At 35.4% G+C, this 24,906-nt stretch carries 20 protein-coding genes and 1 tRNA gene; 11 read left to right on the forward strand and 10 right to left on the reverse strand.

Features of this window, described 5'->3' with window-relative positions; genetic code table 11:
• Positions 1-1,548 carry an IS21 family transposase gene (istA, locus tag AC3IS6_RS20525; RefSeq protein ID WP_489159527.1) on the reverse strand — a complete coding sequence of 516 codons (1,548 nt, stop codon included), beginning with the start codon at positions 1,546-1,548 and terminating at the stop codon, positions 1-3.
• Between the two features lie 204 nt (positions 1,549-1,752).
• Here istA and AC3IS6_RS20530 point away from each other — a divergent pair, with 204 nt between their 5' ends.
• From AC3IS6_RS20530 to AC3IS6_RS20540, 3 genes are read left to right on the forward strand one after another with little or no spacing between them, the layout of a single operon-like run.
• Entirely contained in the window at positions 1,753-2,580 is an 828-nt protein-coding gene (locus tag AC3IS6_RS20530; protein WP_489162098.1) for a hypothetical protein, read from the forward strand.
• 56 nt (positions 2,581-2,636) lie between these two features.
• Positions 2,637-3,230 carry a hypothetical protein gene (locus AC3IS6_RS20535; RefSeq protein ID WP_489162099.1) on the forward strand — a complete coding sequence of 198 codons (594 nt, stop codon included), beginning with the start codon at positions 2,637-2,639 and terminating at the stop codon, positions 3,228-3,230.
• Positions 3,231-3,234: 4 nt separating this feature from the next.
• Positions 3,235-4,029, forward strand: coding sequence for a sensor histidine kinase (locus AC3IS6_RS20540; RefSeq protein ID WP_489162100.1), 795 nt, complete (start codon positions 3,235-3,237; stop codon positions 4,027-4,029).
• A gap of 6 nt (positions 4,030-4,035) precedes the next feature.
• Here the strand turns inward: AC3IS6_RS20540 and AC3IS6_RS20545 are convergent, their stop codons facing one another.
• The 7 genes from AC3IS6_RS20545 to AC3IS6_RS20575 form a co-directional block, all read right to left on the reverse strand.
• A complete protein-coding gene (locus AC3IS6_RS20545) occupies positions 4,036-4,833 on the reverse strand; it encodes a TatD family hydrolase (RefSeq protein WP_489162101.1) in 798 nt (265 codons plus the stop codon).
• Between the two features lie 954 nt (positions 4,834-5,787).
• The gene (locus tag AC3IS6_RS20550; RefSeq protein ID WP_489162102.1) at positions 5,788-6,660 is read right to left on the reverse strand and encodes a phosphatase domain-containing protein; all 873 of its coding nucleotides are present in this window, start codon (positions 6,658-6,660) and stop codon (positions 5,788-5,790) included.
• A gap of 1 nt (position 6,661) precedes the next feature.
• Positions 6,662-7,678, reverse strand: coding sequence for an RNA ligase (locus tag AC3IS6_RS20555; RefSeq protein ID WP_489162104.1), 1,017 nt, complete (start codon positions 7,676-7,678; stop codon positions 6,662-6,664).
• Complete coding sequence (locus tag AC3IS6_RS20560) at positions 7,678-8,022, reverse strand: hypothetical protein (RefSeq protein ID WP_489162106.1); 345 nt, start codon at positions 8,020-8,022, stop codon at positions 7,678-7,680. The genes AC3IS6_RS20555 and AC3IS6_RS20560 overlap by 1 nt, the downstream gene beginning before the upstream one ends.
• Before the next feature lie 204 nt (positions 8,023-8,226).
• A complete protein-coding gene (locus AC3IS6_RS20565) occupies positions 8,227-8,763 on the reverse strand; it encodes a hypothetical protein (RefSeq protein ID WP_489162108.1) in 537 nt (178 codons plus the stop codon).
• Between the two features lie 57 nt (positions 8,764-8,820).
• A complete protein-coding gene (locus tag AC3IS6_RS20570; RefSeq protein WP_489162110.1) occupies positions 8,821-11,061 on the reverse strand; it encodes a hypothetical protein in 2,241 nt (746 codons plus the stop codon).
• A 239-nt stretch (positions 11,062-11,300) separates the two neighbouring features.
• Positions 11,301-11,418, reverse strand: a tRNA-OTHER gene (locus tag AC3IS6_RS20575).
• A 406-nt stretch (positions 11,419-11,824) separates the two neighbouring features.
• Between AC3IS6_RS20575 and AC3IS6_RS20580 the strand changes: the two genes are divergently transcribed.
• From AC3IS6_RS20580 to AC3IS6_RS20610, 7 genes are all read left to right on the forward strand, one after another.
• Positions 11,825-12,448 carry an HD domain-containing protein gene (locus AC3IS6_RS20580; protein ID WP_489162112.1) on the forward strand — a complete coding sequence of 208 codons (624 nt, stop codon included), beginning with the start codon at positions 11,825-11,827 and terminating at the stop codon, positions 12,446-12,448.
• Between the two features lie 279 nt (positions 12,449-12,727).
• Entirely contained in the window at positions 12,728-13,765 is a 1,038-nt protein-coding gene (locus AC3IS6_RS20585) for a helix-turn-helix transcriptional regulator (RefSeq protein ID WP_489162114.1), read from the forward strand.
• 221 nt (positions 13,766-13,986) lie between these two features.
• Positions 13,987-14,445, forward strand: coding sequence for a MarR family winged helix-turn-helix transcriptional regulator (locus tag AC3IS6_RS20590; RefSeq protein ID WP_173967818.1), 459 nt, complete (start codon positions 13,987-13,989; stop codon positions 14,443-14,445).
• Between the two features lie 56 nt (positions 14,446-14,501).
• Entirely contained in the window at positions 14,502-16,892 is a 2,391-nt protein-coding gene (locus AC3IS6_RS20595; protein ID WP_489162116.1) for a 3-hydroxyacyl-CoA dehydrogenase/enoyl-CoA hydratase family protein, read from the forward strand.
• A gap of 31 nt (positions 16,893-16,923) precedes the next feature.
• Complete coding sequence (locus tag AC3IS6_RS20600) at positions 16,924-17,304, forward strand: four helix bundle protein (RefSeq protein WP_489162118.1); 381 nt, start codon at positions 16,924-16,926, stop codon at positions 17,302-17,304.
• A 32-nt stretch (positions 17,305-17,336) separates the two neighbouring features.
• Positions 17,337-18,518, forward strand: coding sequence for a thiolase family protein (locus AC3IS6_RS20605; RefSeq protein ID WP_173967816.1), 1,182 nt, complete (start codon positions 17,337-17,339; stop codon positions 18,516-18,518).
• Positions 18,519-18,769: 251 nt separating this feature from the next.
• On the forward strand, positions 18,770-20,575 hold the full coding sequence (locus AC3IS6_RS20610; RefSeq protein WP_489162119.1) for an acyl-CoA dehydrogenase FadE: 1,806 nt from the start codon (positions 18,770-18,772) through the stop codon (positions 20,573-20,575).
• Between the two features lie 271 nt (positions 20,576-20,846).
• Here AC3IS6_RS20610 and AC3IS6_RS20615 read toward each other — a convergent pair whose 3' ends face one another.
• Positions 20,847-22,859, reverse strand: a complete 2,013-nt coding sequence (locus AC3IS6_RS20615) for a BCCT family transporter (RefSeq protein ID WP_489162120.1) — start codon at positions 22,857-22,859, stop codon at positions 20,847-20,849.
• 277 nt (positions 22,860-23,136) lie between these two features.
• Here AC3IS6_RS20615 and AC3IS6_RS20620 point away from each other — a divergent pair, with 277 nt between their 5' ends.
• Complete coding sequence (locus AC3IS6_RS20620; RefSeq protein WP_489162122.1) at positions 23,137-24,231, forward strand: glycoside hydrolase family 18 protein; 1,095 nt, start codon at positions 23,137-23,139, stop codon at positions 24,229-24,231.
• Positions 24,232-24,372: 141 nt separating this feature from the next.
• Here the strand turns inward: AC3IS6_RS20620 and AC3IS6_RS20625 are convergent, their stop codons facing one another.
• A complete protein-coding gene (locus AC3IS6_RS20625) occupies positions 24,373-24,894 on the reverse strand; it encodes a DUF4251 domain-containing protein (protein WP_173967812.1) in 522 nt (173 codons plus the stop codon).
• Positions 24,895-24,906: the final 12 nt, after the last annotated feature.

Consider the following 24,906-nt stretch of genomic DNA (forward strand, 5'->3'; position numbering starts at 1 on the left):
TTAGTTATAATAGTGTTTTCCTCTTATATTACTGTGATCGGGAAGTTCTTGCTCAGGTTCTTGATCAAAATCAATATGATCCAAGTTGTTTTCTAAAATATTTTGTATGGTCTTAAAATTGTAAATTTTAAAATCAAGTGCCCGCCTGCAGGCATTTATTAATCGCTGTCTGCCTACCTTTTTTTCAAAATTCAGTATTCCTAAACAACTTTTATAAGCCTGTTCTGGATGATTTCTGCTTTCGATTATCTGTATTATATATTCTCCCACTGACTCATCAATATTATTAGCCCATTCAATGAAGCGGGCAGCACTCCATTGGGCTACAAATTGATGTGTACTGGCTAAATGCTCAGGGGTTGTTGTATAGACATAAGGTTTGTAGTTTCTTGGATGTACAGCTATTCGATTGTATTTAAAATAAATCTCTACCGTTGATTTGGTATATAACAGCTTTGCTTTCTTTTTTACATATTGATACGGAACGCTGTAATAGTTTTTGTCCTGGCTTAATTGAACATGACCGTTTTGCATTACTGTTGCAAAAGATTGGTATTTAATTTCAAAACGATCTTGTGGCAGTGGACGCAGTTTTTCTTTCTCGTCTTCTAAAAATAATTCAAAGCGGGAATAAGGGCGTCCTGTTAGTTTTCTGTTATTATGAGAGTCAAGTAAATCCCAGATCTGCTGATTTAATTCTTCCAGAGAAAAGAATTTGGTTTCTTTTATGGTTACATAAATCCTTCGATATAATATCTTAACAGCTCCTTCAACTAATGATTTGTCTCTGGGCCTGTAAGCTCTGGCAGGTAAAATTGTAGTTTCGTAATGTTCTGCTAAATCAGCCAGGGTTTCATTGATTGTCGGTTCAAAACGACTGCTTTTTATTACTGCAGATTTTAAATTATCCGGAACAATGGCAGCAGGAGTACCTTCAAAAAAGCGCATGGCATTCTCTACTGAGTCAACAAAGTTTTCCTTTTGCTGGCTCATGGAAGCTTCAGCATACGTGTATTGGCTAGCGCCTAATATTGCTACAAAAAATTGTACTTCTTTGACTTCTCCGGTATCTATATCAATAATTGAGAGTGTCTTTCCGGCATAATCAACATACATTTTATCACCAGCCTTATGGTTCATATGCATGACCGGATTGACTCGCTTGCCCCATATATTGTAATGATAATGAAATTGTGAAGTTCGATAACCATCAGGATTTACAGCAATATATTGTTCCCACATATGCTGTACGGTAACGCCAACTTTTTTTAGTTCACGTTCCATTTTAGGAAAAAAATCATAAAGTGTCTGTAATCTCGGGCTAATGGCCTCTACACTAGTCTGGGAGAATAAAAGTTCCAGCTCTGCATCGGTTTTTTGGTCGATTAATTCTAAGCTTAATCCGAGAACTTCAAATAAGGAAATATATTTCTTTACCGTATTTCTTGAAAGGGATAAGTAGCTACTTATAAATAACTTACTCTTTCCATTACAATAGAATTTAATTACTTTTCTAATTTTACTCATGTCTGTTATTTTGTTTGCCATAATCCGTATATTTTTAACGAATGTATGGTTCTAACAACATGAAAAAATGAATAGTTTTTAATCGTTAATTAACCACAAAACCTGGTGGTCAATTTGCTCCGGAATCAGGTGGTCAGTTTGCTCCGGAACGGGTGGTCAATTTACTCCGGAATTAGGTGGTCAAATTGACCGGTTTTTCCAGTTTAACACCAAAAACTAGAAATCATGAATGAAATCGACACTATTAAAGAAAAAGAAACTTTAACTTTTTCAAAAGTTTACAACGACCTGTTAACAGAATTATCGGAAAATCTTGAAAATAAGGGTTTGAAGTTTGGACCAATCCCTGAAATACTAAAAAACAGCCTTACGAATAATTTTAAAAAATCAATTCTGGCGGCTAATGAAAAGCTTAACCAAACGTATTCAATGAACAAGGCAGTAATTAATTTTATAAGGGAACAAGACTTTACCTTCCTTCGTTTAGAATTAGTAGAGTTTGATGATGCTTTTAGAAATAATTCATTACAACTTAGAAAAGCAAGATTAGAATTTGCCTGCTCTTTTGATGATCAAAAAGAGAAATATCTGCTAATGGATGTACAAAAAGAAATATTATTAACTGATAGAACAACCGGAAATTTTAGTTTTAAAAATCAATTTAGTACTAGTTTACAACCAATACTAGATGAGTATGTAAAGGAATATGATGTGCAATTAGGAACTAAAACTTTAAACACAAAAATTATTCGCATAAAGAAAAGTGATTTCACCGGTTTATTGAGAAATGTAGATCCCTCTGCAGAAGATTTTCAAATTGTTTTTCATCCCGCTATAGTAAAAGACAGAGATCTTGTTCTTTATGAAGAACTTCGTCGCCAAAATCGCACTACTGCTACCAATTTCAGGGATTATAAAGATCAGTTTAGTTTATTTATGATAGCTGGAAATTCAACTAAACTCGGAGAACCAGGTGCATACGACACCTTCTGTTTAAACCCACCTACTGTTACATGTCCTACTATTGATAAAAATTCAACTGGAATAATTTAATTCAGTCAACTGCACAGGACACTTTTTGTTTAAGCTCACCTGATCACTTTTAATCTATGTTTTTAATCAATTTATATCTTTTTACAATAGCGGTTTGTCTTGCCTTTTCTATTCAAAATAGACTGGCAAGACAACGCTATTTATGGCTTTATTTCGGTATAGTTCTTATTATCGAAACCACTAAAATTTTTGGCTGGGGAAATTTCTCATCAGAAATTTACACCTATAGTTCTTTAGCCTATATTTTATATTTTTTAAATTATTATCGAATCGTAAAAGTCAATACAACATTAATTGGTGTTTTAGCCATAACCTCAATTGTATTATACTTTTATTTTGTGGCAAGTTCTAAAAATGATTATCCAACGGCTGTGGGTATTTTAATGAGCACAATATACATCATACTGTCATTAATATGGTTTGTAAACCAATTATTGCATACTGATTCCGTTCGGATAACTCAAAAACAGACTTTTTGGATTAGCTTTTCTTTACTGATTTGGTCAATATTTTTCTTGTTCAGATTAATTCCAATGTACTGGCTCGATCTTCATGATAAAGAGTTTCTAAAAGATATAAATTTTGGATACCAAATAATTACGATCCTGTCTTATTTTATTTTTATAAGAGGCTTATTCTGCAAATTTTAAACCAATGAGAGAACTGCCCCCCGAAATAAAACTAACCTATATTATCGCCATTATTATAATGCTATTGTTTGTATGCTTCATTATTATAATGGTTTTTATTTACAACAAAAAACAGCTTATTCAGCAGCAGGAAAACCAACTAAAAGAAAGCGAATTTCAAAACCAATTGTTACAAAAAGAATTAGAGCGTCAAAAAGCCATTCAGTTAGAAAGAGAGCGTATTTCGCAGGATATGCATGATGATCTAGGTGCCGGAATTTCGGCCATAAAACTTCAGGCTGAATTTTTAAAATATAAAATGCCTGAAGAAAGTTTTTCGGAAGATCTGGAAGTCATTATAGCTACTTCAGAAGATATGAATTTAGCCATGTGGGAAATTCTCTGGAGTCTGAATTCTCAAAATGATACTATTGGTAATTTTATAGAATATGTAAGTCTCTATGCTAAACGTTTTTTAGACAAAACGACTATAACATTTCAGCTAGATTCGAGTATTATTGAAAAAGGAACCAATTTATCTGTAAAAGCCCGAAGAAATCTCTTTTTGGTAGTAAAAGAAGCTGTTCATAATGTCTACAAACACAGTCAGGCAAGTACTCTGCAAATTCAATTTGAACAGACTGAGAATGATCTTAAAATTACGGTGAATGATAATGGAATTGGATTTTCTGATACGATTCAAAAAGGAAATGGTATCAACAATATGTCGTTTCGAATGGAAGCCATAAATGGAACTTTTAAAATTGTTCCTGCTCAAAAAGGGACATCATTATTGTTTATCTATCCTTTTAAATCGTAAGTTTATCTAAATTTCAAAAAAGCTTTTAGAATTTAGAGTCGTTTCTTCCGCCACTTTAGCTAAAGTAATTCCTTTAAACTGTGCAATGGTACCGGCAACGAAAGGCAAAAAAGCAGGTTCGCAACGGCGTTCATGGTATTTCTTCAAAAGACTGTTCGGCACATTTTTAGGAAGCATAAACGGCGAATCGGTTTCAATCATTATTCTATCCAGCGGTACGTATTGAATCACTTCTTTTAAATGATCAAAACGTTTACTGTCGGAAATCGCACCGGTAAAACCTAAGTAAAATCCGTTATCGAGATAGACTTTGGCTTCTTGCAAACTTCCTGTAAAACAATGCACGACTGCTTTGGGCAATTGTGGTAAATAGTCTTTTGTAATGTCCATAAACTTTGTAAAAGCAGCTCTTTCGTGCAAAAACAAAGGTTTCCGAACTTCGATGGCCAATTCTAGTTGGGCTTTATAACAGGTTTCCTGTACATTTCTAGGCGAAAAGTCACGATCAAAATCGAGTCCGCACTCACCAACCGAAACGACTTGTTTCTGCTTTAATAAATTCCGCAGTTTTGAAATGCTCTGCGCATCAAAACTCTTCGCATCATGCGGATGAATTCCTGCAGTGGAATATAATACTCCCGGATATTGTTTTGTCATCTTCGCAGATTCTTCACTATTTCGTATGCTTGTGCCCGTGAGTATCATTTGTGACACATCGGCGTCTAAAGCGTTTTGTACGACATCGTCTGTGTCGTTTTGGAATTGTTTATTCGTTAAATTAATTCCGATATCTATGTAATTCATTTTTTTTAAAGTTGCTAAGGTTCTGAGAGGCTAAGGTGCTAAGTTTTTTTCCTCTTTGGAACCAATTATTTTTTTTTAAGTTACTAAGATTCTAAGAGGCTAAGGTTCTAAGATTTTGCTCTTTGAGTCTTTTTGTTTTGTTTTTTGCCACTAAGGCGGTACATCTTTTAGTCTATTGTCTGCTTTTAATCTCGCAAAGACGCGGAGGCGCAAAGTTTTTTGTTCTGATTCTTTGCAATTTCTCTTATTTAAAACCAACTGTTTTCCCATACTAAACTACCGCGACTTACTTGTTGCACAGGAAGGATTTGAACCTTCGTCTTTTGGATTTTCATTATTATTTTGACACAAAAGCTCTAAGTCACAGAGTTTGTTTACAAATTTTAGATTCAGCGTCTTGGCGCGAAAATTTCGTACTACTGCCAAACTGTTTAGAATTAATCTCGCAAAGACGCGGAGGCGCAAAGTTTTTTTACACAAAGTTTGTCATTTCGAGCGAAGGGAGAAATCTTCGTTGCAAGATCGACAAAGATTGAACTTTCGCTGCGGAGCTACTTGCGAAGATTTCTCCTTACGTCGAAATGACACAAAATGAGAATAACCTTAACTACTTTTTAATTAAAAAGCCTTAGGATCTTAGCCACTCAGAACCTCAGTACCTTAATTAAAAATCCCCATAATACACTTGAAAGCAAGGTAATTTCGTGCTACTATTAAACTATTTAGAATTAATCTCGCAAAGACGCAGAGGCGCAAAGTATTTTACACAAAGTTTGTCATTTCGAGCGAAGGGAGAAATCTTCGTTGCAAGATCGACAAAGATTGAACTTTCGCTGCGGAGCTACTTGCGAAGATTTCTCCTTACGTCGAAATGACACAAAATGAGAATAACCTTAACTACTTTTTAATTAAAAAGCCTTAGGATCTTAACCACTCAGAACCTCAGTACCTTAATTAAAAATCCCCATAATACACTTGAAAGCAGGGTAATTTCAACTCATTTCTCCAGGTATCCACAACCTGATTTCTATCGTCTAAAACAAATTCTACAAAATAGTTATCTTTGATAGACTCATTGTAGATTTCGGTTTTTATGATCGAATCTTTTCGGCTGTCTTTTGTTTTACGCATGATCAGGGCATCGTATTCGATTTCGTGTTTTTCAAGAAAACGCAAGGTCGGCGCTTCGTATCGGTCTTCTCTTCCTGAAACCAACAAGATCTGAAACCCCAACTTTTTATAATTTCTCAAAACGTTCGCCACCGGAGTATTGATTTCGTCCTCATCGCATTTACTCGCATCAAACGGATTTCGCCCGTTCATTAGGGCCAGTGTTCCGTCAAGATCGCAAATTATGGCTTTAGGCAAAGCAGGGTTTTGAACGCGGTATTCCGGCGTATCTTTAAAAAACTGTCTGTGCATCTTTCTTATTACTTTTTCTCCAACCGGTTTTTCTCTTAAAGCATCGCGTTCTATACAAGTCGCAAGATCTGTGTTTACTTCTCTAACTTCAACTTCAACCTTTTCATCGAATTTTGCATTGTATTCCTGAACCAATTGAGTAACGCGTCTTAGGTTGGTTTCAGACAAATTCGTATCGTCTATCACGACACTTTTTCCTTCTTCCAAAGATTTTACGATCAGTAAATCCCGAACTTTTTTAACGAATTTTTCGTTGCTTTGTGCCGTAATCCCATTATCAAACATTGCACGCAAATCGTCTCTATTGATTCTTTTATAGATCTCCGGATTTTCTGCAATTATCTTTTTTGCCAAAGTCGATTTTCCGCTTCCCGGCAATCCTTTCATTAAAATTACTTTTCTCATTTTATTTTTCTTCTCTATTAAACGGTTTTTCAAATGTTGGGCGGATCATTTTCCAGATAATCACCGAATAGTCTTTATTATTTAGCATTGCAAATAATACGCCTTGGTACTGACAAGTCTGGAAATACAAAGCAGTTTCTTTTCGGGATTCCAATACTTTAAAATCGGATTTGCATTGGTTTTCGATGATCTGATATTGGTTCTCTAAATCGCTTTTGGTTTGCTTTACCCAATCAAAAAATTCATCGGGAACACGCTCCAAAATTTCTTCCATAGGCTGATTTGTTTTCAGATATTCCCAAATATTCAGATTAGAAACCTGAGTGATAATTCGGTGCAAACGAAGGTATTCTTCAAATTTTATTTTCACCCTAAAATCGTTTGCATATTTAATGATGAAACCTTCTTTATTATCGACTTCCATTTCTTTTAAAATCAAAATGTCTTTGATTCCGTTGAATTTTTCAACCATAGGAAAACCCAGGTCTTCCAACGGAAATTCTTCACCGGACTGTGTATCAATAACCGCCAGCAAAACCAATTCTTCTGCCGTACCATAATCTAAAACGATTCTGTTTTCGGGATAAATAATTTCAAACAAATAGGTTTTCGCTTTATCCAAAAGCGCCCAGGAGTTTCTGTATTTCCCATGCAGCATTTCATTTGCCTTATCCGACTGATCGCTCGAAAAAGAACCTCTGCTCGCCATAAAAGGTACCTCATCTATCCAATACAAAATTCCCAACGAGCCGTCCATTTTATCATAGACTTCAAAAGTACAAGCCGGAAGCACCTGATTTTCTATTTCACCCAAATTGAAAAATTTAGGAAAGGGTCTTGCTACCACATTATCCTTTTCATCTAAAATCAAACCTCTGCAGGCTAATGTCACCTCATTCCAAACTTTCTCGAATTGCGCATTTTGAGTATAATTGTAAATATATAAATCATGCTCGGGATGTTTGTTCACCTTTACATAATTTTTAGAAAGCATCTCTTTTAAAAGCTTTATATTCATTAGTTCTTATCTTTTAACAAAGATTCAAAAACTAGTGCGCAGTCATTTTGCGTAATGAAAATAGTTTTAAGAAACAGGTGCTTACAATCTTTAAATATTTTTCGTTCCTCTGGAACTTTACTTTCTTGTCGCTCATTTTCCAACGGATTAAAATCCGTTGCTACAAAATAAAATCGTTCCTCTGGAACTATCTCTTTTTTTATCAGTAGTCCTCGAGCTGACAGGTTTTTAAAACCTGTCAGCTCCAATAAGTTCATATAACCGAATCCTGTAAACATTGCCTGCGGTTTCAACCGCAGGAATATAACACCCCCAACCCATAAAATTCCGCAGGAATATTTCATTTTGTAGCAACGGATTTTAATCCGTTGAAGAAATAATCGATCTCATCATTAAGTTCCATAGGAACGGTACCTATAAAAACATCAAAAAACCACGAACCTAATTAAAGATCCGTGGCTTTCCTTTTAATCTATTAATAATTGCAAATTTCATGCAGAGTCATAAAGAAAAAGAAACTATGAGTCATTGCGGCTTTGCCTAATACCTTAAAATCTTAAAAGTTCATTTTTAAGATATTCTCTTAAATTATTTCCGAACATAATAATATCGGATTGCATAGCCGAAATAACCGGCGAAAGATACTTGTCTTCAAAAACCACAAGAGCGCGATGACCATGCATGGGAATGTAACCTACTATTTTTGAAACATCAAAACCAGCTTCGGTTAGGACTAATTCTGCTTCAAATTTATTTTTATTAATTTCCTCAATTAGCCGTCTTGATTCTTCAAAATCTTCAGGATATTTATGAAAAAAGTTTTCACGAGCATATTCAATATCTGATTTGTCTTCTGGATTAATTGAGATCAGATCAGTATCTATATTCGAAAAAGTTAAAAGCATTTCTCTATAATCCCAAGGGAAATCAAATCCAAACAATATCTGTAATTCATCAATTTCTTTTCTGCTTATTCCTTTTAAAAATTTAGCATTGGACTGTATTTGAAATCCGTAAACATCATCTCTAAGTTTTATTCTTTTGAAATTTTTTTCCGCTTTATATTTTATTTCTTTTATTGTCATGATTTTTTGTTTTATGTATAAAAGCCACGAACCCATTTATGAATCCGTGGCTTAAATTTAGTCAATTAATAATTGTGTCACAGCAGCCGGATTTATCGCCCATTGTGCATCGTAAACCTCATCGGCAAATTTATCTTCGGTAATTGTCAATCCCTGCGCTTCCGCTTTAAGCTGTAACAAACTACCAATATTCAATTTACTGTTCAATTTTGCCAACAATGCCTGAACTCCTTTAAAATCCAAACCTTGTACAACCTGACCCCCAAATGTCATCTCTAACCAAACGATTTCTCTTTTTGCTACATCTAACACTCCAAAAACCAAACCTTTCGCCACATTCTGCGTCACACGAACCTGATGATCCACACAAGACGGATCGTAAGCGACTCCGGTTTTCTCCGAAATTTTCATCAGATATTTACTGTTCATCCAACCTACAACCAAATTTGGCGTGATACTTCCGTTGCTGTACGCATTGCAGGTAAAGGTCACAAATTTTGCGTTTGCTTTCGCCAATTCGTCGATATTGATGTTGATATATTCGGCCGTTCCAATTTTATTTGGAATACTTCTGATATCACCACTATGCTGACAACCTGTAGTCGTCAATCGGCTGAAAGAACAAATATCCGATTTCTCTTCGTATGCAATATGGCAGCTCAAATCCATATCTAAATGCTGTGCTGGTAAACCTGCACCCCATTGCATAAACAATCGCACTTCATTACCTTCAACCGGGAAACGTGTTCCCATCAAAGCAACTGGCAGATCCTGAACCGTATCACTTCTATCACCAATCGAAACCGGCATATTGTACAATTGCGGATCTATATAAATAGTCTTGTTTGGATTTGCGATTGCAGCAAATCGTTTCTTCATTGCTAAAAAGCACAATTCTTCGATTTGATTTTTCATCGCCTCTAATTGCTCTTCATCATACAAATTTAACAAAGCATTTGGCGCAATTCGTTTATTGGTTCCTCCCAAAGGTTTCACACTTCTTTGTATGTTTTTATCAAAGTAATTCTGAGCATACATATTTAAGGTAAACACCAAACGAGCTGGAACTTTATCAATAATCTCCGTAAAATGTGCCACAGTTTCATCAGCACCAAACCAAAGCATGTTCGAAAACAAGGAACGAGCAAACAATCCTGGGCGTTGTTTCAGCAATGCGAATGTTTTATCTGCATCCATTTTCAATCTTGACGTGTTTACCTTGCTTTGCCAAACGTCATACACCTGGTTGTAAAACACATCCATCAAAAAAACTAATTTTTCGAAGCCTTTCCTTTTACTGTATTCTGCCAAACGCAACGCTCTGATCACACGAACCCACATTCCTCTTTTTGGATGCATGATTTCGCACATCGCTTCTACTTCCATATCCATAGTATTCAACCAATTTGCCACCATTAAACATTCTTTTCGGGAATATTTAAGCTTCAAATCTTTCTGAGAAGCGATTTTGGCCTGCGCACTTGCGTCTAAACCGATATGCAAATGTTGTGCGTTTTTAGCCGTTCTTTTAATAATCGTTTTTGGTTCGATAATTTGTAGTAATCCTGTATTCTTAAACCATAAATATCTCAAGATATCTGTTGGCGTTTTTAAAAATTGTGACGCTTCCTCTTCTTTGTCATTTTCGATCAAAAGATCCATAACAAGCATTAGAGTTTCCTTCATGGCGACATCGGTTTTTGGCAAAGGCAAATATTTCATCGCCGCTTTTAAACTATCTACTTGCGTAGCATCTAAAGCCGTTTTCGATTGCAATAATGATAAATAGAAATCATTTAAGTCTTTTTCTGTCCACAATTCAAGAACTTTCAATTTACTGCCTTGTCCATACTTTTCAATTTTACCAAATTCAAATGGAGTACCGCAGAACGGGCAACCGTTGTATCTTTCTAACGGAAAAGTATTATCAGGAATGATATGTCCGCAGGATAAAGTTGTTCCGTTTTTAGTTTTAAAAACATTTCCGAAATACGTAATAATATGATCCAGAACAGATTCACCTGTTGGGATATCCCATTCTTTCACCAAAGGAGTCCAGTTTTTATCCGTTCCTAAAACTTCTCTCAAAACTTCTAAAACCTCAACTTTATAAGTCGGGCTTACATTGTTTAAAGCATGAAGCAATGACTCCGAAAATGTAAATCCAAGATTTGAAACATTAGCTAACAAAACTGATGTTGTTCCTGATAAATTTTTAACGTCATTCTTAATCATTTCTGATGGAATGTAAATTGCGTTTTGACGCAGACTGATTTTTAATAATGTTGTTGTTTTCATTTTTTTTAATTTTTAAAATTTAGATAATTGCGTTTCTGATTCTACCTAAAAGATTTGAAGTAAGAAACACTTGACCTGAAATTGGAGTGTAATAGACTAACTAAGCTAAAATGGAGCGGGTGACCGCGAAGAAGTAAGTTAATCTTGACCCTCGTTTTATTAATGATAATTTTAAAACTTGCCGGACTCGAACCGGAAATGCCGATGTTCTGAAGTAAGTTTTAATTGATCATCAATAGTGAAGCAGATGGGATTCGAACCCACGACCCGGACATTAAAAGTGTACGAAGTAAGTTTTGATTGACCTTTTGGTGATAATTTCAAAACTACCTGCTCTAACCGCTGAGCTACTGCCTCATGATAAATTGTGTTAACCGGTAATGGTGTAAGTGTGTACGTGGAAAGTTTTTCGAAGTAACTTAAACTTGACCATGTTAACGCAATTTTTATTTCAATGAACGTTTGTTCTTATTTCCTGAGCAAAGATTTCAAAACCACTACGCAATTATTTTGCGCAGTAGAAAAAAGAATTTTATATTTGAGTAAATATTAATTTTAAAAAAGTGTGTAAGTCCCAAAAGGACGTTATAATTATAGGTTTTTCAGATGCATTTGAAGAACCCCAGCGGGGTGACATATTCGATCAATGAAAGGAAAATAAAAGGTACCGCTCCGCTGGAGCTTTTTAATCATCGTCTATAAACTAGCTGTAAATATTTCGCTCCTCCAGAGCTTTTCATTAGATTAAAATAAAAAATACCATATGAATTTAAAGGAAATTTATGCTGAATTACTCTTGAATATTGGCTTTCCAGCGAATGAAATTCAGCAAAACTGGATGGATTTAGAAAAGGCATATTCTAAAAAATCAAGGCATTATCACAATCTCACGCATTTAAAAGAAATGATTGAGAGCTTTGAGGTCTATCGGAATAAACTTGAAAATCCCAATGAAGTATTGTTCTCTATTTTTTATCATGATATTGTTTACTCTTCTTCCAGAAAAGACAATGAACTGAAAAGTGCCGAGTTCGCTTTGTCAATTCTTCCCGAAAATATCAACCTTAATAAACAATTCATTTTTGATGCAATCTGTGCCACACAGCTCCATGCGCATAATACAATTGAAGACATTAACCGGTTAATCGATTTTGATTTAAAGATTCTGGCCCGGGATTCGGAAGCATATCAAATCTATTATGAACAAATCAGAAAAGAATACCGTATTTATCCTGACTTCCTCTACAAACCCGGACGTGCAAAAGCTTTGAAACATTTTCTGGAAAATGAATTTATTTTTCAGACTGATGAGTTTAGGAATTTGTACGAAGAGAAAGCTCGAAACAATATTGAAAGAGAAATAAGCATTTTAGAAAACAAAAAATAATCACGCAAAGACACAGAGTCTCAAAGTTTTTTTAAGCACAAATTATACGCACTGTTTGTCATTTCGACGTAAGGAGAAATCTTCGCGAGAAGCTCAGTAAAGATTGGACTTTCATTAGGGAGTTACTTATGGAGATTTACTTCGTCAGTCGCTATCATTCGAGCCTCCTTACGTCGAAATGACATAACAATGAGTAAAATCATTTTAATCCTTTAATCTGTGGCTTAAAAAAACGAAAAACTTTGCGCCTTCGCAACTTTGCGAGCAAAAAAACAAACTATGTCACAAAATAAAAACGCCTTAATCCGGTATAAAACAATAGACAAATGTCTCCAGAACAAATACCGGCAATGGACTTTAGACGACTTAATCGAATGCTGCTCTGATGCTTTGTTTGAATACGAAGGCCGTGCAAACCCAATCAGCAAGCGAACCATACAAATGGATATTCAGCTCATGCGAAGTGAGAAACTGGGCTATAATGCCCCAATTGTAGTATACGATAAAAAGTATTATAAATATGAAGACGATGAATTCACCATAACCGACATTCCGTTAACAGAAACAGATATGAACGTCCTCACCGAGACCGTCTCGATGTTAAAGCAGTTTAAAGACTTCTCACTCTTTAATGATGTATCGGATATTCTACAGCGATTAGAGGATAAAATCTACGCCGAAAAATCGCATACCAAACCCGTTATCTATCTCGACAAAAATGAAAAGCTCAAAGGACTTCATTATCTGGATGAGATTTATCAGGCCATTATCAAAAAAGTTGCTCTGGTCATTACCTATAAATCGTTTAAATCCCGGGAGGAAAACAAATTTCATTTTCATCCTTTTATTTTAAAAGAGTTCAACAACCGATGGTTTTTGGTAGGAAAGAAAAAAGGTTCGCAACCTATTACCAATTTAGCGCTGGACAGAATTATTGCCATTGACTATGATTTTAATCTGCCTTATTTAGACGAAGACTTTGATGCGGAGCTCTTTTATAAAAACGTAATTGGGGTAACCGTTAATTCAGGTTTACAACCCAGAAAGATCGAACTTTGGGTAGACGCAACCAACGCGCCTTATGTTTTAACCAAACCCCTGCATCAAACGCAGCGGCTCATTAAAGAAAATGACGACAAAAGTATTATCGTTCATTTGTTCATCACCCCAAATTACGAAATGGAACGTATGCTACTGGGCTTTGGCAACGGCATTGAAGTCCTCAAACCCGAAAACCTTCGAAACAGGATGAAAACAATACTTGAAAAGGCAATTTCACGATATGAACAGGCAAATCCTATTGAATTAAAGCCATAATTTTTTACAAAATGCAGAATTTTATCCTAATTTAAAACCATAAAACAATTTTTACAGCATAAATTTTGTTAAAACATCAAAAAAGAATAGTATATTTCAATTAAAATTAAACCATAAACCCTTATAAATCAAGGGAATTTTTTAACTAACCAAAAAAATATGAAAAAATTATATGCGTGCATAGTATTTTTTGATTATATTTGAAATCGATATAGTTACATATGAAAGAGAAAACAATAGATTATATTTTGCGTGCTACATGGCAAGCTGTATCAAGAATGTACAACGAAGAGGCTGCTAAATACGATGCCACAATGGCCACCGGGTTTGCCCTTTTGAGTATAGATAAAGAAGAAGGAACCCCATCCACAGCTTTGGGACCAAGAATGGGCATGGAAGCCACAAGCCTAACCCGAACATTAAAATCAATGGAAGACAAAGGTTTGATTGTTCGCAAAAAAAACCCAACAGACGGTCGTGGTGTTTTGATCTACCTGACCGAATTTGGAAAAGAAAAAAGAGATTTATCTAAGAATACAGTTTTGAAATTTAATGAAACGGTAAGAAAACATGTTTCTGATGAGAAACTAAAACATTTTATCGAAGTTTCTGAAATCATAAACGAATTAATTCAGGATAAAAACATATTTAATCAAACAGACAAAATAGGAAATGAATAACCTTAATCATTGAGGAAATTTCAAATTCAAAAAACAAAAACAAATATTAACGACTTATGAAACGCACAATTAAAAAAGTTGCTGTAATTGGATCCGGAATTATGGGTTCAGGAATAGCTTGCCATTTTGCCAATATTGGTGTTGAAGTTTTACTTCTTGACATCGTACCACGCGAGTTGACAGAAGCTGAAGCCAAAAAAGGATTAACACTTGAAAGTAAAGCTGTTCGCAACCGAGTAGTAAACGAGCACTTGGCGAATTCATTAAAATCAAAACCATCTCCGATTTACAGTCAGAAATTCGCTAACAGAATTACGACTGGAAATACCACCGATGATATGGCAAAAATTGCCAATGTTGATTGGATTATTGAAGTTGTTGTGGAGCGTTTGGATATTAAAAAACTAGTATTCGAACAAATCGAAAAATTCCGTAAACCGGGAACTTTGGTTACATCAAATACTTCTGGTATTCCAATTCATTTTATGAGTGAAGGAAGAAGCGAAGATTTCCAACAACACTTCTGCGGAACACACTTTTTTAACCCTGCGCGTTACTTAAAATTATTTGAAATCATTCCTGGTCCAAAAACTTCAACTGAAGTATTGGATTTCTTAAACGAATACGGATCTAAATTCTTAGGAAAAACTTCGGTTGTTGCCAAAGATACTCCGGCATTTATTGGAAACAGAATTGGTATTTACGGAATCCAGAGTTTATTTCACCTAGTGAAAGAAATGGGATTAACAATTGAAGAAGTTGATAAATTGACTGGTCCTGTAATTGGTCGTCCAAAATCGGCTACTTTCCGTACGGTTGACGTTGTTGGTTTAGATACTTTGGTACACGTTGCCAACGGTATTTATGAGAACTGCCCAACAGACGAACAACACGAATTGTTCAAACTTCCTGATTTCATCAACAAAATGATGGAAAATAACTGGTTGGGAAGCAAAACAGGACAAGGTTTTTATAAAAAAGTAGATAAAGATATTCTTTCTTTAGACTTAGATACATTAGAATACCGTGCTGCTAAAAAAGCAAACTTTGCGACTCTTGAACTAACAAAAACTATCGATAAACCAATCAATCGTTTTAAAGTTTTAGTAAAAGGAACTGACAAAGCAGGAGAATTCTACCGTAAGAGTTTTGCCGGAATGTTTGCTTACGTATCCAACAGAATTCCTGAAATCTCAGACGAATTATACAAAATTGACGACGCCATGAAAGCCGGCTTTGGATGGGAAAATGGTCCATTCGAAATCTGGGATGCTATTGGTGTCGCAAAAGGAATCGAAATCATGAAAGCTGAAGGTTTAGCACCAGCTGCGTGGGTTACTGAAATGTTAGCCTCAGGAAGCGAAAGTTTCTATTCTGTAAAAGAAGGAGCCACTTATTTCTATAACATTCCAATAAAATCACAGACTAAAGTTCCTGGACAAGATTCATTCATTATCCTAAACAACATTCGCGAAAGCAAAAAAGTTTGGAGCAATAGTGGTGCAATCATTGAAGATTTAGGAGATGGAATTTTGAACTTAGAATTCCAATCTAAAATGAATACAATTGGTGGCGATGTACTTCAGGCCATCAATAAAGCAATCGACTTATCTGAAAAAGAATACCAAGGTTTAGTTATTGGAAACCAAGCAGCGAATTTCTCTGTTGGAGCTAATATCGGAATGATCTTCATGATGGCGGTTGAGCAGGAATATGACGAATTAAACATGGCGATCAAATTGTTCCAGGACACTATGATGCGCGTTCGTTACTCTTCAATTCCAGTTATAGTAGCGCCTCACGGAATGACTTTTGGTGGTGGATGCGAAATGAGTTTACATGCTGATAAAGTAGTTGCTGCTGCTGAAACGTACATGGGATTAGTTGAATTTGGTGTTGGTGTACTTCCTGGTGGTGGTGGATCTAAAGAAATGGCTTTGAGAGCTTCAGACTTATTCCGCAAAAACGACGTGGAATTAAACGTTCTTCAAGAATATTTCTTAACCATCGCAATGGCTAAAGTTTCGACTTCTGGTTATGAAGCTTTTGATACCGGACTTTTACAACATGGAAAAGACGTTATCGTAGTTAACAAAGATCGTCAGATTGCAGAAGCTAAAAAACACGCTTTGTTAATGGCAGAAGCTGGTTATACACAACCAATCAGAAGAACTGATGTTAAAGTATTAGGGAAACAAGCTTTGGGTATGTTCTTAGTTGGAACAGATCAGATGGAAGCAGGAAAATACATTTCTGAGCACGATAAAAAAATCGCTAACAAACTGGCTTATGTAATGGCTGGTGGTGATTTATCTGAAGCGACTTTAGTATCTGAACAATATTTATTAGATATCGAACGTGAAGCTTTCTTGAGCTTATGTACAGAAAGAAAAACTCTGGAAAGAATTCAATACATGTTGACTAAAGGAAAACCTTTGAGAAACTAGTATCAGGTAATTAAGAATTAAGTATTAAGAGATGCACCAATTTGAAAAATTAAAAATTTGGCAGAAAGCGATGGACATTACAGTTCATGTTTATGAGATCTCGTCACTGCTGCCAAATGATGAAAAATTCAATTTAATTCATCAGATAAAAAAATGTGCCGTTTCGATTCCTTCCAATATTGCTGAAGGTTCAGGAAGAAATTCAGACAAAGAATTTATGCATTTTCTAGGAATTGCAAATGGTTCAACTTTTGAATTAATAACTCAATTAATACTTGCCAAAAGACTTAAACTTGTTAGTGAAGATTTAATTCAGCCAACTATTAATCAATTAGTAGAAGTTTCAAATATGAATTTTTCTTTTCAACGATCACTAAATGATAAAATCAACAAAACAATTGGAAAATCTTAATACTTAATTCTCCAATCTTAATACAACAATTTATGAAAACAGCATATATCGTAAAAGCTTACCGTACTGCGGTAGGAAAAGCACCAAAAGGGGTTTTTAGATTTAAAAGACCTGACGAATTAGCAGCAGAAACCATTCAGTTTATGATGGATGAGTTGCCTAATTTCGACAAAAAACGTATTGATGACGTTATGGTTGGAAATGCCATGCCGGAAGCAGAACAAGGACTTAACGTTGGACGTTTAATCTCTTTGATGGGATTAAAAGTAGAAGATGTTCCTGGTGTAACGGTTAACCGTTATTGTGCATCCGGATTAGAAACTATCGGAATGGCGACTGCAAAAATCCAATCAGGAATGGCAGATTGTATCATTGCCGGTGGAGCCGAAAGCATGAGTTTTATTCCGATGGGAGGTTACAAACCAACTCCGGATTATAAAGTAGCTGCTGCAGGTCATGAGGATTATTATTGGGGAATGGGGCTAACTGCTGAGGCGGTTGCCAACCAATACAAAATTTCCAGAGAAGATCAGGATGAGTTTGCTTACAACTCACACATGAAAGCCTTGAAAGCGCAAGCAGAAGGAAAATTCGACAAACAAATCGTTCCAATTACAGTTGAGCAGACTTTCATCAATGAGAATGGTAAAAAAGAAACTAAATCATACGTTGTAAAACAAGACGAAGGTCCAAGAGCCGGAACTTCTGTTGCTGCTTTGGCTGGTTTAAGACCTGTTTTTGCCGCTGACGGTAGTGTTACTGCCGGAAACTCTTCTCAAATGAGTGATGGTGCTGCTTTTGTTTTAATCATGAGCGAAGAAATGGTAAAAGAATTAAACCTTGAGCCAATTGCACGTTTGGTAAACTTTGCTTCGTCTGGTGTTGAGCCTAGAATTATGGGTATCGGTCCTGTAAAAGCAATTCCAAAAGCATTGAAACAAGCAGGATTAACATTGAACGATATCGAGTTAATTGAATTAAACGAGGCTTTTGCGTCACAAGCTTTAGCGGTAACTCGCGAATTAAATATAAACCCGGATATCATAAACGTAAACGGTGGAGCAATTTCTTTAGGACATCCTCTAGGTTGTACAGGAGCTAAACTTTCTGTTCAGTTATTCGACGAAATGAAACGCAGAGGTAACAAATACGGAATCGTTTCCATGTGTGTGGGAACTGGGCAAGGTTCTGCAGGAATTTACGAAGTACTATAGATCAAAGTATTCTCTCCTATTTGTCATTTCGACGAAGGAGAAATCTCCGCGACAATTATCGACATAGTTTGTCAATCGTTGAGGAGTTACTTACGAAGATTTCTCCTTCGTCGAAATGACAATATTGAAAAAACAGAAGAAATATAAAACAAAATAATTGAATTTCAAAGGATGACCACAAGTTTCATCAACAAGTTAGACAACAATCTTTCTTCTTGACTCTTGCATCTTTTAATCTAAACAAAAACAAAATGGCAGATACAATCGAAAAAAACGTAACCCGTGGTGGTCAGTTTTTAGTTAAGGAAACAAAATGCGAAGATATCTTTACACCAGAAGATTTTTCGGAAGAGCAGTTAATGATGCGTGACTCTGTAAAAGAGTTCGTTGACAAAGAATTATGGGCACATAAAGATCGTTTTGAGAAAAAAGATTATGCCTACACAGAATCTTCTATGCGTAAAGCAGGTGAACTAGGACTTTTAGGAGTTGCTGTTCCTGAAGAATACGGTGGATTAGGAATGGGATTTGTATCTACAATGTTAGTTTGTGACTACATTTCGGGAGCTACAGGATCTTTCTCAACTGCTTTTGGTGCACATACCGGAATTGGAACTATGCCAATCACTCTTTATGGTACTGAAGAACAAAAGAAAAAATACGTTCCTAAATTAGCTTCCGGAGAATGGTTTGGAGCTTATTGCTTAACTGAGCCAGGTGCAGGATCTGACGCTAACTCAGGAAAAACTAAAGCAGTTTTATCTGAAGATGGAAAATCTTACTCAATCACCGGACAAAAAATGTGGATCTCGAATGCAGGTTTCTGCAGCGTTTTCATCGTTTTTGCACGTATTGGTGATGATAAAAATATTACAGGTTTTATCGTAGAAAATGATCCGTCTAACGGAATTTCTATGAATGAAGAAGAGCATAAATTAGGAATCCGTGCTTCTTCTACACGTCAGGTTTTCTTCAACGATACAAAAGTACCAGTTGAAAACATGTTATCTGAAAGAGGAAACGGTTTTAAAATCGCTATGAATGCTTTGAACGTTGGTCGTATTAAACTGGCTGCAGCTTGTTTAGATGCTCAGCGTAGAGTTACTACAAATGCGGTAAAATACGCTAACGAAAGAATTCAGTTTAACACTGCAATTTCATCTTTTGGAGCTATCCGCTCTAAACTAGCTGAAATGGCTACTAATGCTTACGCCGGAGAAAGTGCTTCTTACCGTGCTGCAAAAGATATCGAAGACAGAATTGCTGCCCGTGAAGCAGAAGGTACTACACATCAGGAAGCTGAATTAAAAGGTGTTGAAGAATACGCTATCGAATGTTCGATCTTGAAAGTAGCAGTTTCTGAAGACGTACAATCTTGTGCTGACGAAGGAATTCAAATTTTTGGAGGAATGGGATTCTCTGAAGACACTCCAATGGAAAGTGCGTGGAGAGATGCCCGTATCGCAAGAATCTACGAAGGAACAAACGAAATCAACAGAATGCTTTCTGTAGGTATGTTGATTAAAAAAGCGATGAAAGGTCACGTTGAGTTACTTGGACCAGCTATGAAAGTTCAGGAAGAATTAATGGGAATTCCATCTTTTGATACTCCTGATTTCTCTGAATTATTTGCTGAAGAAAAAGGAATCATTGCTAACCTGAAAAAAGTTTTCTTAATGGTAGCCGGAAGCGCTGTTCAAAAATACGGACCGGATTTAGATTCTCACCAACAGTTATTAATGGCTGCTTCTGATATCTTAATCGAAATCTACATGGCAGAAAGTACAATTTTAAGAACTGAAAAATTAGCCAAAAATCAAGGTGAGGCAAAAGTACAAGAGCAAGTTGCTATGGCAAAATTATACTTGTACAAAGCAGTAGATATTGTTAATTCAAGAGGAAAAGAAGGAATTATTTCTTTTGCTGAAGGTGACGAACAACGTATGATGCTAATGGGATTAAAACGTTTTACAAAATACACAAACAATCCAAATGTTGTAGCCTTAAGAGAGGTTATTACATCTAAATTAGTTGCAGAGAACGAATACTGCTTCTAATATAAAAATAGTTTTTAGCTTTTAATTTGTTTAAACCCGCACTAATCCGAAACAGTGCGGGTTTATTTTTTTACAACACAATCTATCTGTAGAGATGCAAAGAGGAGACGTACTGCCGTGCGCCCCTACGTTATAGGCCTATTTTTGCCACAGATTACAGGATTAAAATGATTTAAAAATCAACACCAATCTTTTACTTCAAATTAATTAAATGAGACAAAATTTCAAATTAACCATTAACAACTAACCATTAACAATTAACCATTAACAATCAGCTATTAGGCTTCATGATCAAATCGTGATCACCTTCAGAGCTAAGATTTAGAAAACGCTCGTATTCTCTAAGAACATCTGAAATGATTCCGTCTTTTGTAAAATACTGAATATCATAACCCATTCGATGATCTCCAAAATAAGTAATTGGTAAATAAACGACCTCCACGTCAACATCCGGTGTATTTTCTTCTTTAATGAATGTTTCGGAAACACTTTGTTCCTGAGCCATTACGCCATATTTAAAGTTTCGAAGCTGATCGTATTTTATTTCTAATTCAATAGCTATCTGAGGTTGAGAAAATGAATTTATATGAGCTTCAATATTATTTTTAGCCAATTCAACAGATAATTCTTCGAAAGCATTTTTCACCGTTTCATTCAAAAATTTATAAACATCTTTCTTTTCAGAAACTGTTACAATCTTTTCTAAATGTTCTTTCCAATTACTATTGTTCCAGTTTAAACTTCCATGCGAATATTTCTTTGAACCATATTCGCTATCAATAACCAATGCTTTCCATAAATTATAACACAGCAATGCCATAATAATTCCGAAAGGCAGGGCGGTAATTAAAGTCATTGTCTGGAGAGAAGCCAAACCGCCGGTTCTTAGCAAGCTTAAAGACAAAAGAGACAATAAGACACCCCAAAAAACACTTTGCCATTTTGGAGACGTTACAGCTCCTTTTGAAGCAATACCATTCATTATGAAAATTCCCGAATCGGCCGAAGTAATGAAAAACACGCAGATGATCAGAATGGATAAAATGTTTAAAAATGTGGTTAACGGAAAATACGTAAAAAAACTAAACAGTAAGGTATCCGGATTTTTAGCAAATTCACTCAAGGCGCCATGAGCGACATATTCATCAATCCACACGGCGCTACTTCCGAAAACAGTCATCCAAAGAAAATTAAAAAATGCAGGTATAAACAAAACGGCTAAAATAAACTCTCGAATCGTTCTTCCTTTAGAGATCTTGGCAATAAACAATCCTACGTAAGGCGCCCAAGAAATCCACCACGCCCAATACAAAATCGTCCATTTTGAAAACCACTCCTGGCTTCCTTTTTCATACGCATAGGTATTAAAAGTAAGCGATACGAAATGACTGATATAATATCCCAAGCCCTCTGTAAAAGTACTTAGAATATAAATGGTTGGCCCGGTAATTAAGATAAAAAGCATTAACAAAACAGCCATGATAATGTTTAATTCACTTAGTTTTTTAACTCCTTTTCCTAATCCGGAAATGGCCGAAAAAACTGCAATAATCATTACCACCAACACAATAACTGTTTGATATTTGAAACTGGAATCGGAAACGATTCCTAAACTCACTAATCCCGCATTCAATTGAACAACACCAAAACCCAGGGTTGTTGCAATTCCGAAAAAGGTACTGCACAAACCAAAAACATCTACTATATTTCCAAATTTACCGTGAATTTTATTTTTTAAAAGCGGATAAAACCCACTTCTAATCGCCAGTGGCAAATTGTGTCGGTACGCAAAATAGGCTAGTGACAAACCAACAACCCCATAGATTGACCAGGCATGAAACCCCCAATGGAAAAAAGTATACAGTTGTGCTTCCTTAGCCCTCAGATTTTGCGCTAAATCAGCATTGGCAGGTGTGGCATAATGCGACATTGTCTCTCCTACTCCAAAATACATCAGTCCAATTCCCATTCCGGCGGCGAAAAGCATAGCGACCCAAGAAAAAAAAGAATATTCGGGTTCTGAATCATCGGCTCCTAATTTGATTTTACCAAATTTACTAATCGCCAATGTAACAAGAAACAAAACAAAAATAGTTACCAATAACACATAAAGCCAACTCAGATTATTGAATATAATGCTTTTCACGAAGTTAAACGCCTGCTCCGCATCTTTAGAAAAAAAACCGCAAAACAACGAAACAGCAATAATGATGGTTAAACTTGGTAAGGCAACTGATTTTGTGAAATTGGTTTTAAAGACACTTGAACTTTTAGGTGTATTCATTATGAAATGATTTGTCACTGTTATTATCTAAGGCAGATCTGAATTCAGGATTCAGAGTTAAGGAAGTTCTCTAAACGATACAACTTTTTATTAAGTTCGTTAGAAAAGGATGGCTAATTTAATCAAAAAGAACCAGTTTTTGGCGTAAAACAGGATAAAAAATCACCGGATCAATCGCAAAACGTAACAAATCAGCCGAATACTGTGTATCTATTTGGTTACTATTTTACCTGAAAAGTTCTATATTTAGCATTCTAAAAACTTTAAAAAACATAAAATGAAACAAATTAACCTAATTGCTCTGATTTTATGGTGCAATTTTACCACGAGTGTATTTGCACAAAAAAACAAAAAAATGGACATTATAGCCTATTACACAGGTGATGACAAGCTAATTAACGAATACGAAGTAAGTAAACTAAATCAAATTATCTTCAGTTTCCTCCATTTAAAAGAGGGAAAGCTAAGTGTTGATTCTGCAAAAGATTCTACTACTATCAAATATTTGGTTTCGCTAAAAGCGTCAAATCCGCAATTAAAAGTTATTCTTTCGCTTGGTGGCTGGGGAGGTTGTGAGCCTTGTTCTGCAGCTTTTTCAACAGCTGAGGGAAGACTTACTTTTGCCAAATCGGTAAAAGAAGTAAGCAATTATTTTAAAGTAGACGGTTTAGATTTAGATTGGGAATATCCGGCAATTGAGGGACTGCCAGGACATTTGTTTCAACCGGCTGATAAACCGAATTTCACAGAACTAATCAAAATTCTACGCTCAACTTTAGGTAAAAAATATGAATTAAGCTTTGCTGCCGGAGGTTTTCAAAAAGCCTTAGACGAATCGATTGACTGGAAAAAAGTAATGCCTTTAGTAAACCGTGTAAATATTATGAGTTATGACCTGGTAAACGGATACTCAAAAGTTACAGGACACCATACACCTTTATATAGCACGAACCCAAAAGAAGAATCTACAGACAAAGCCGTTGAATATTTATTGAAACTGGGAATTCCAGCAGAAAAATTAGTGATCGGAGGAGCCTTTTATACCAGAACCTGGAAAAATGTTGAAAACATCAATAACGGTCTATATCAAGCCGGTGAACATGTTCAGGGTGTATCTTTTAAAAACTATACTAATTTTTACACAGAGGCTAACGGTTGGAAATACTTTTGGGATGATAAAGCCAAAGCTCCTTTTTGGTACAATGAAAAAGAAAAAACATTTGCCACAGGAGATAACCAAGCCTCTATAAAAGCCAAAGCAGAATATGTGAAAGCCAAAAACTTGGGCGGAATTATGTTTTGGGAACTTCCTCTGGACGCTCCACAAAACGGAATGGTTAATACCATTTATGAGGTTAAAACCGCTAAATAAAAATCCTACAACATTAAAAAACGGCAGCTATTCAAAAAATAGCTGCCGTTTTCTTTATCGCAAAAGTTCAAATTTTGTTTTCAAATAATCATTTACAATATATCAAAAGTTTAGAAACACAATACTTAAAGACTAAAATACTTACTTCTTATTCTCTTCTACTTTTGGAGCTCGAATAACCCCATCATAAGAAATAAATGCCCTATTGTTACTGGTGATTGTAAGTGTTGTATTTCCGTTATAAAAAATAGAAAACATCAAAACGTATACATCATTCTTCCCCTTAACTGTAGCCTTTACAATATAACTTTTCTTTTTTTGCTCGACTTTAATATCTTCCGGAGTCCCTTCAAATTTAATTCCACCATCTCCTCCATAATCAACATTAAATGCACGACCAAAAAAAGGTAAATCGCAGGTAGTTTTTTCTGTATTAAATTTTAAAAAATAAGTATTGTAATCCAGAATAATAAACCTCCCTCCCTGTGGTGTCAGTTTTTGCGCTTCAAAATCAAATTTTCTAGAAGCAACCAGTGCTTCAATTTCCTTTTGTTGCTGTAGTTCTCTTTCTGCCTTTAATTCTTTTTTTGTCTTTTCCTGTCCAGAAACGGAAATAGTTAAAAAACAGCATAACACCAATAAAATGGATAATTTAGTTTTCATAAAATACAATTA

This window comes from Flavobacterium sp. KH_035 (assembly GCF_057839565.1).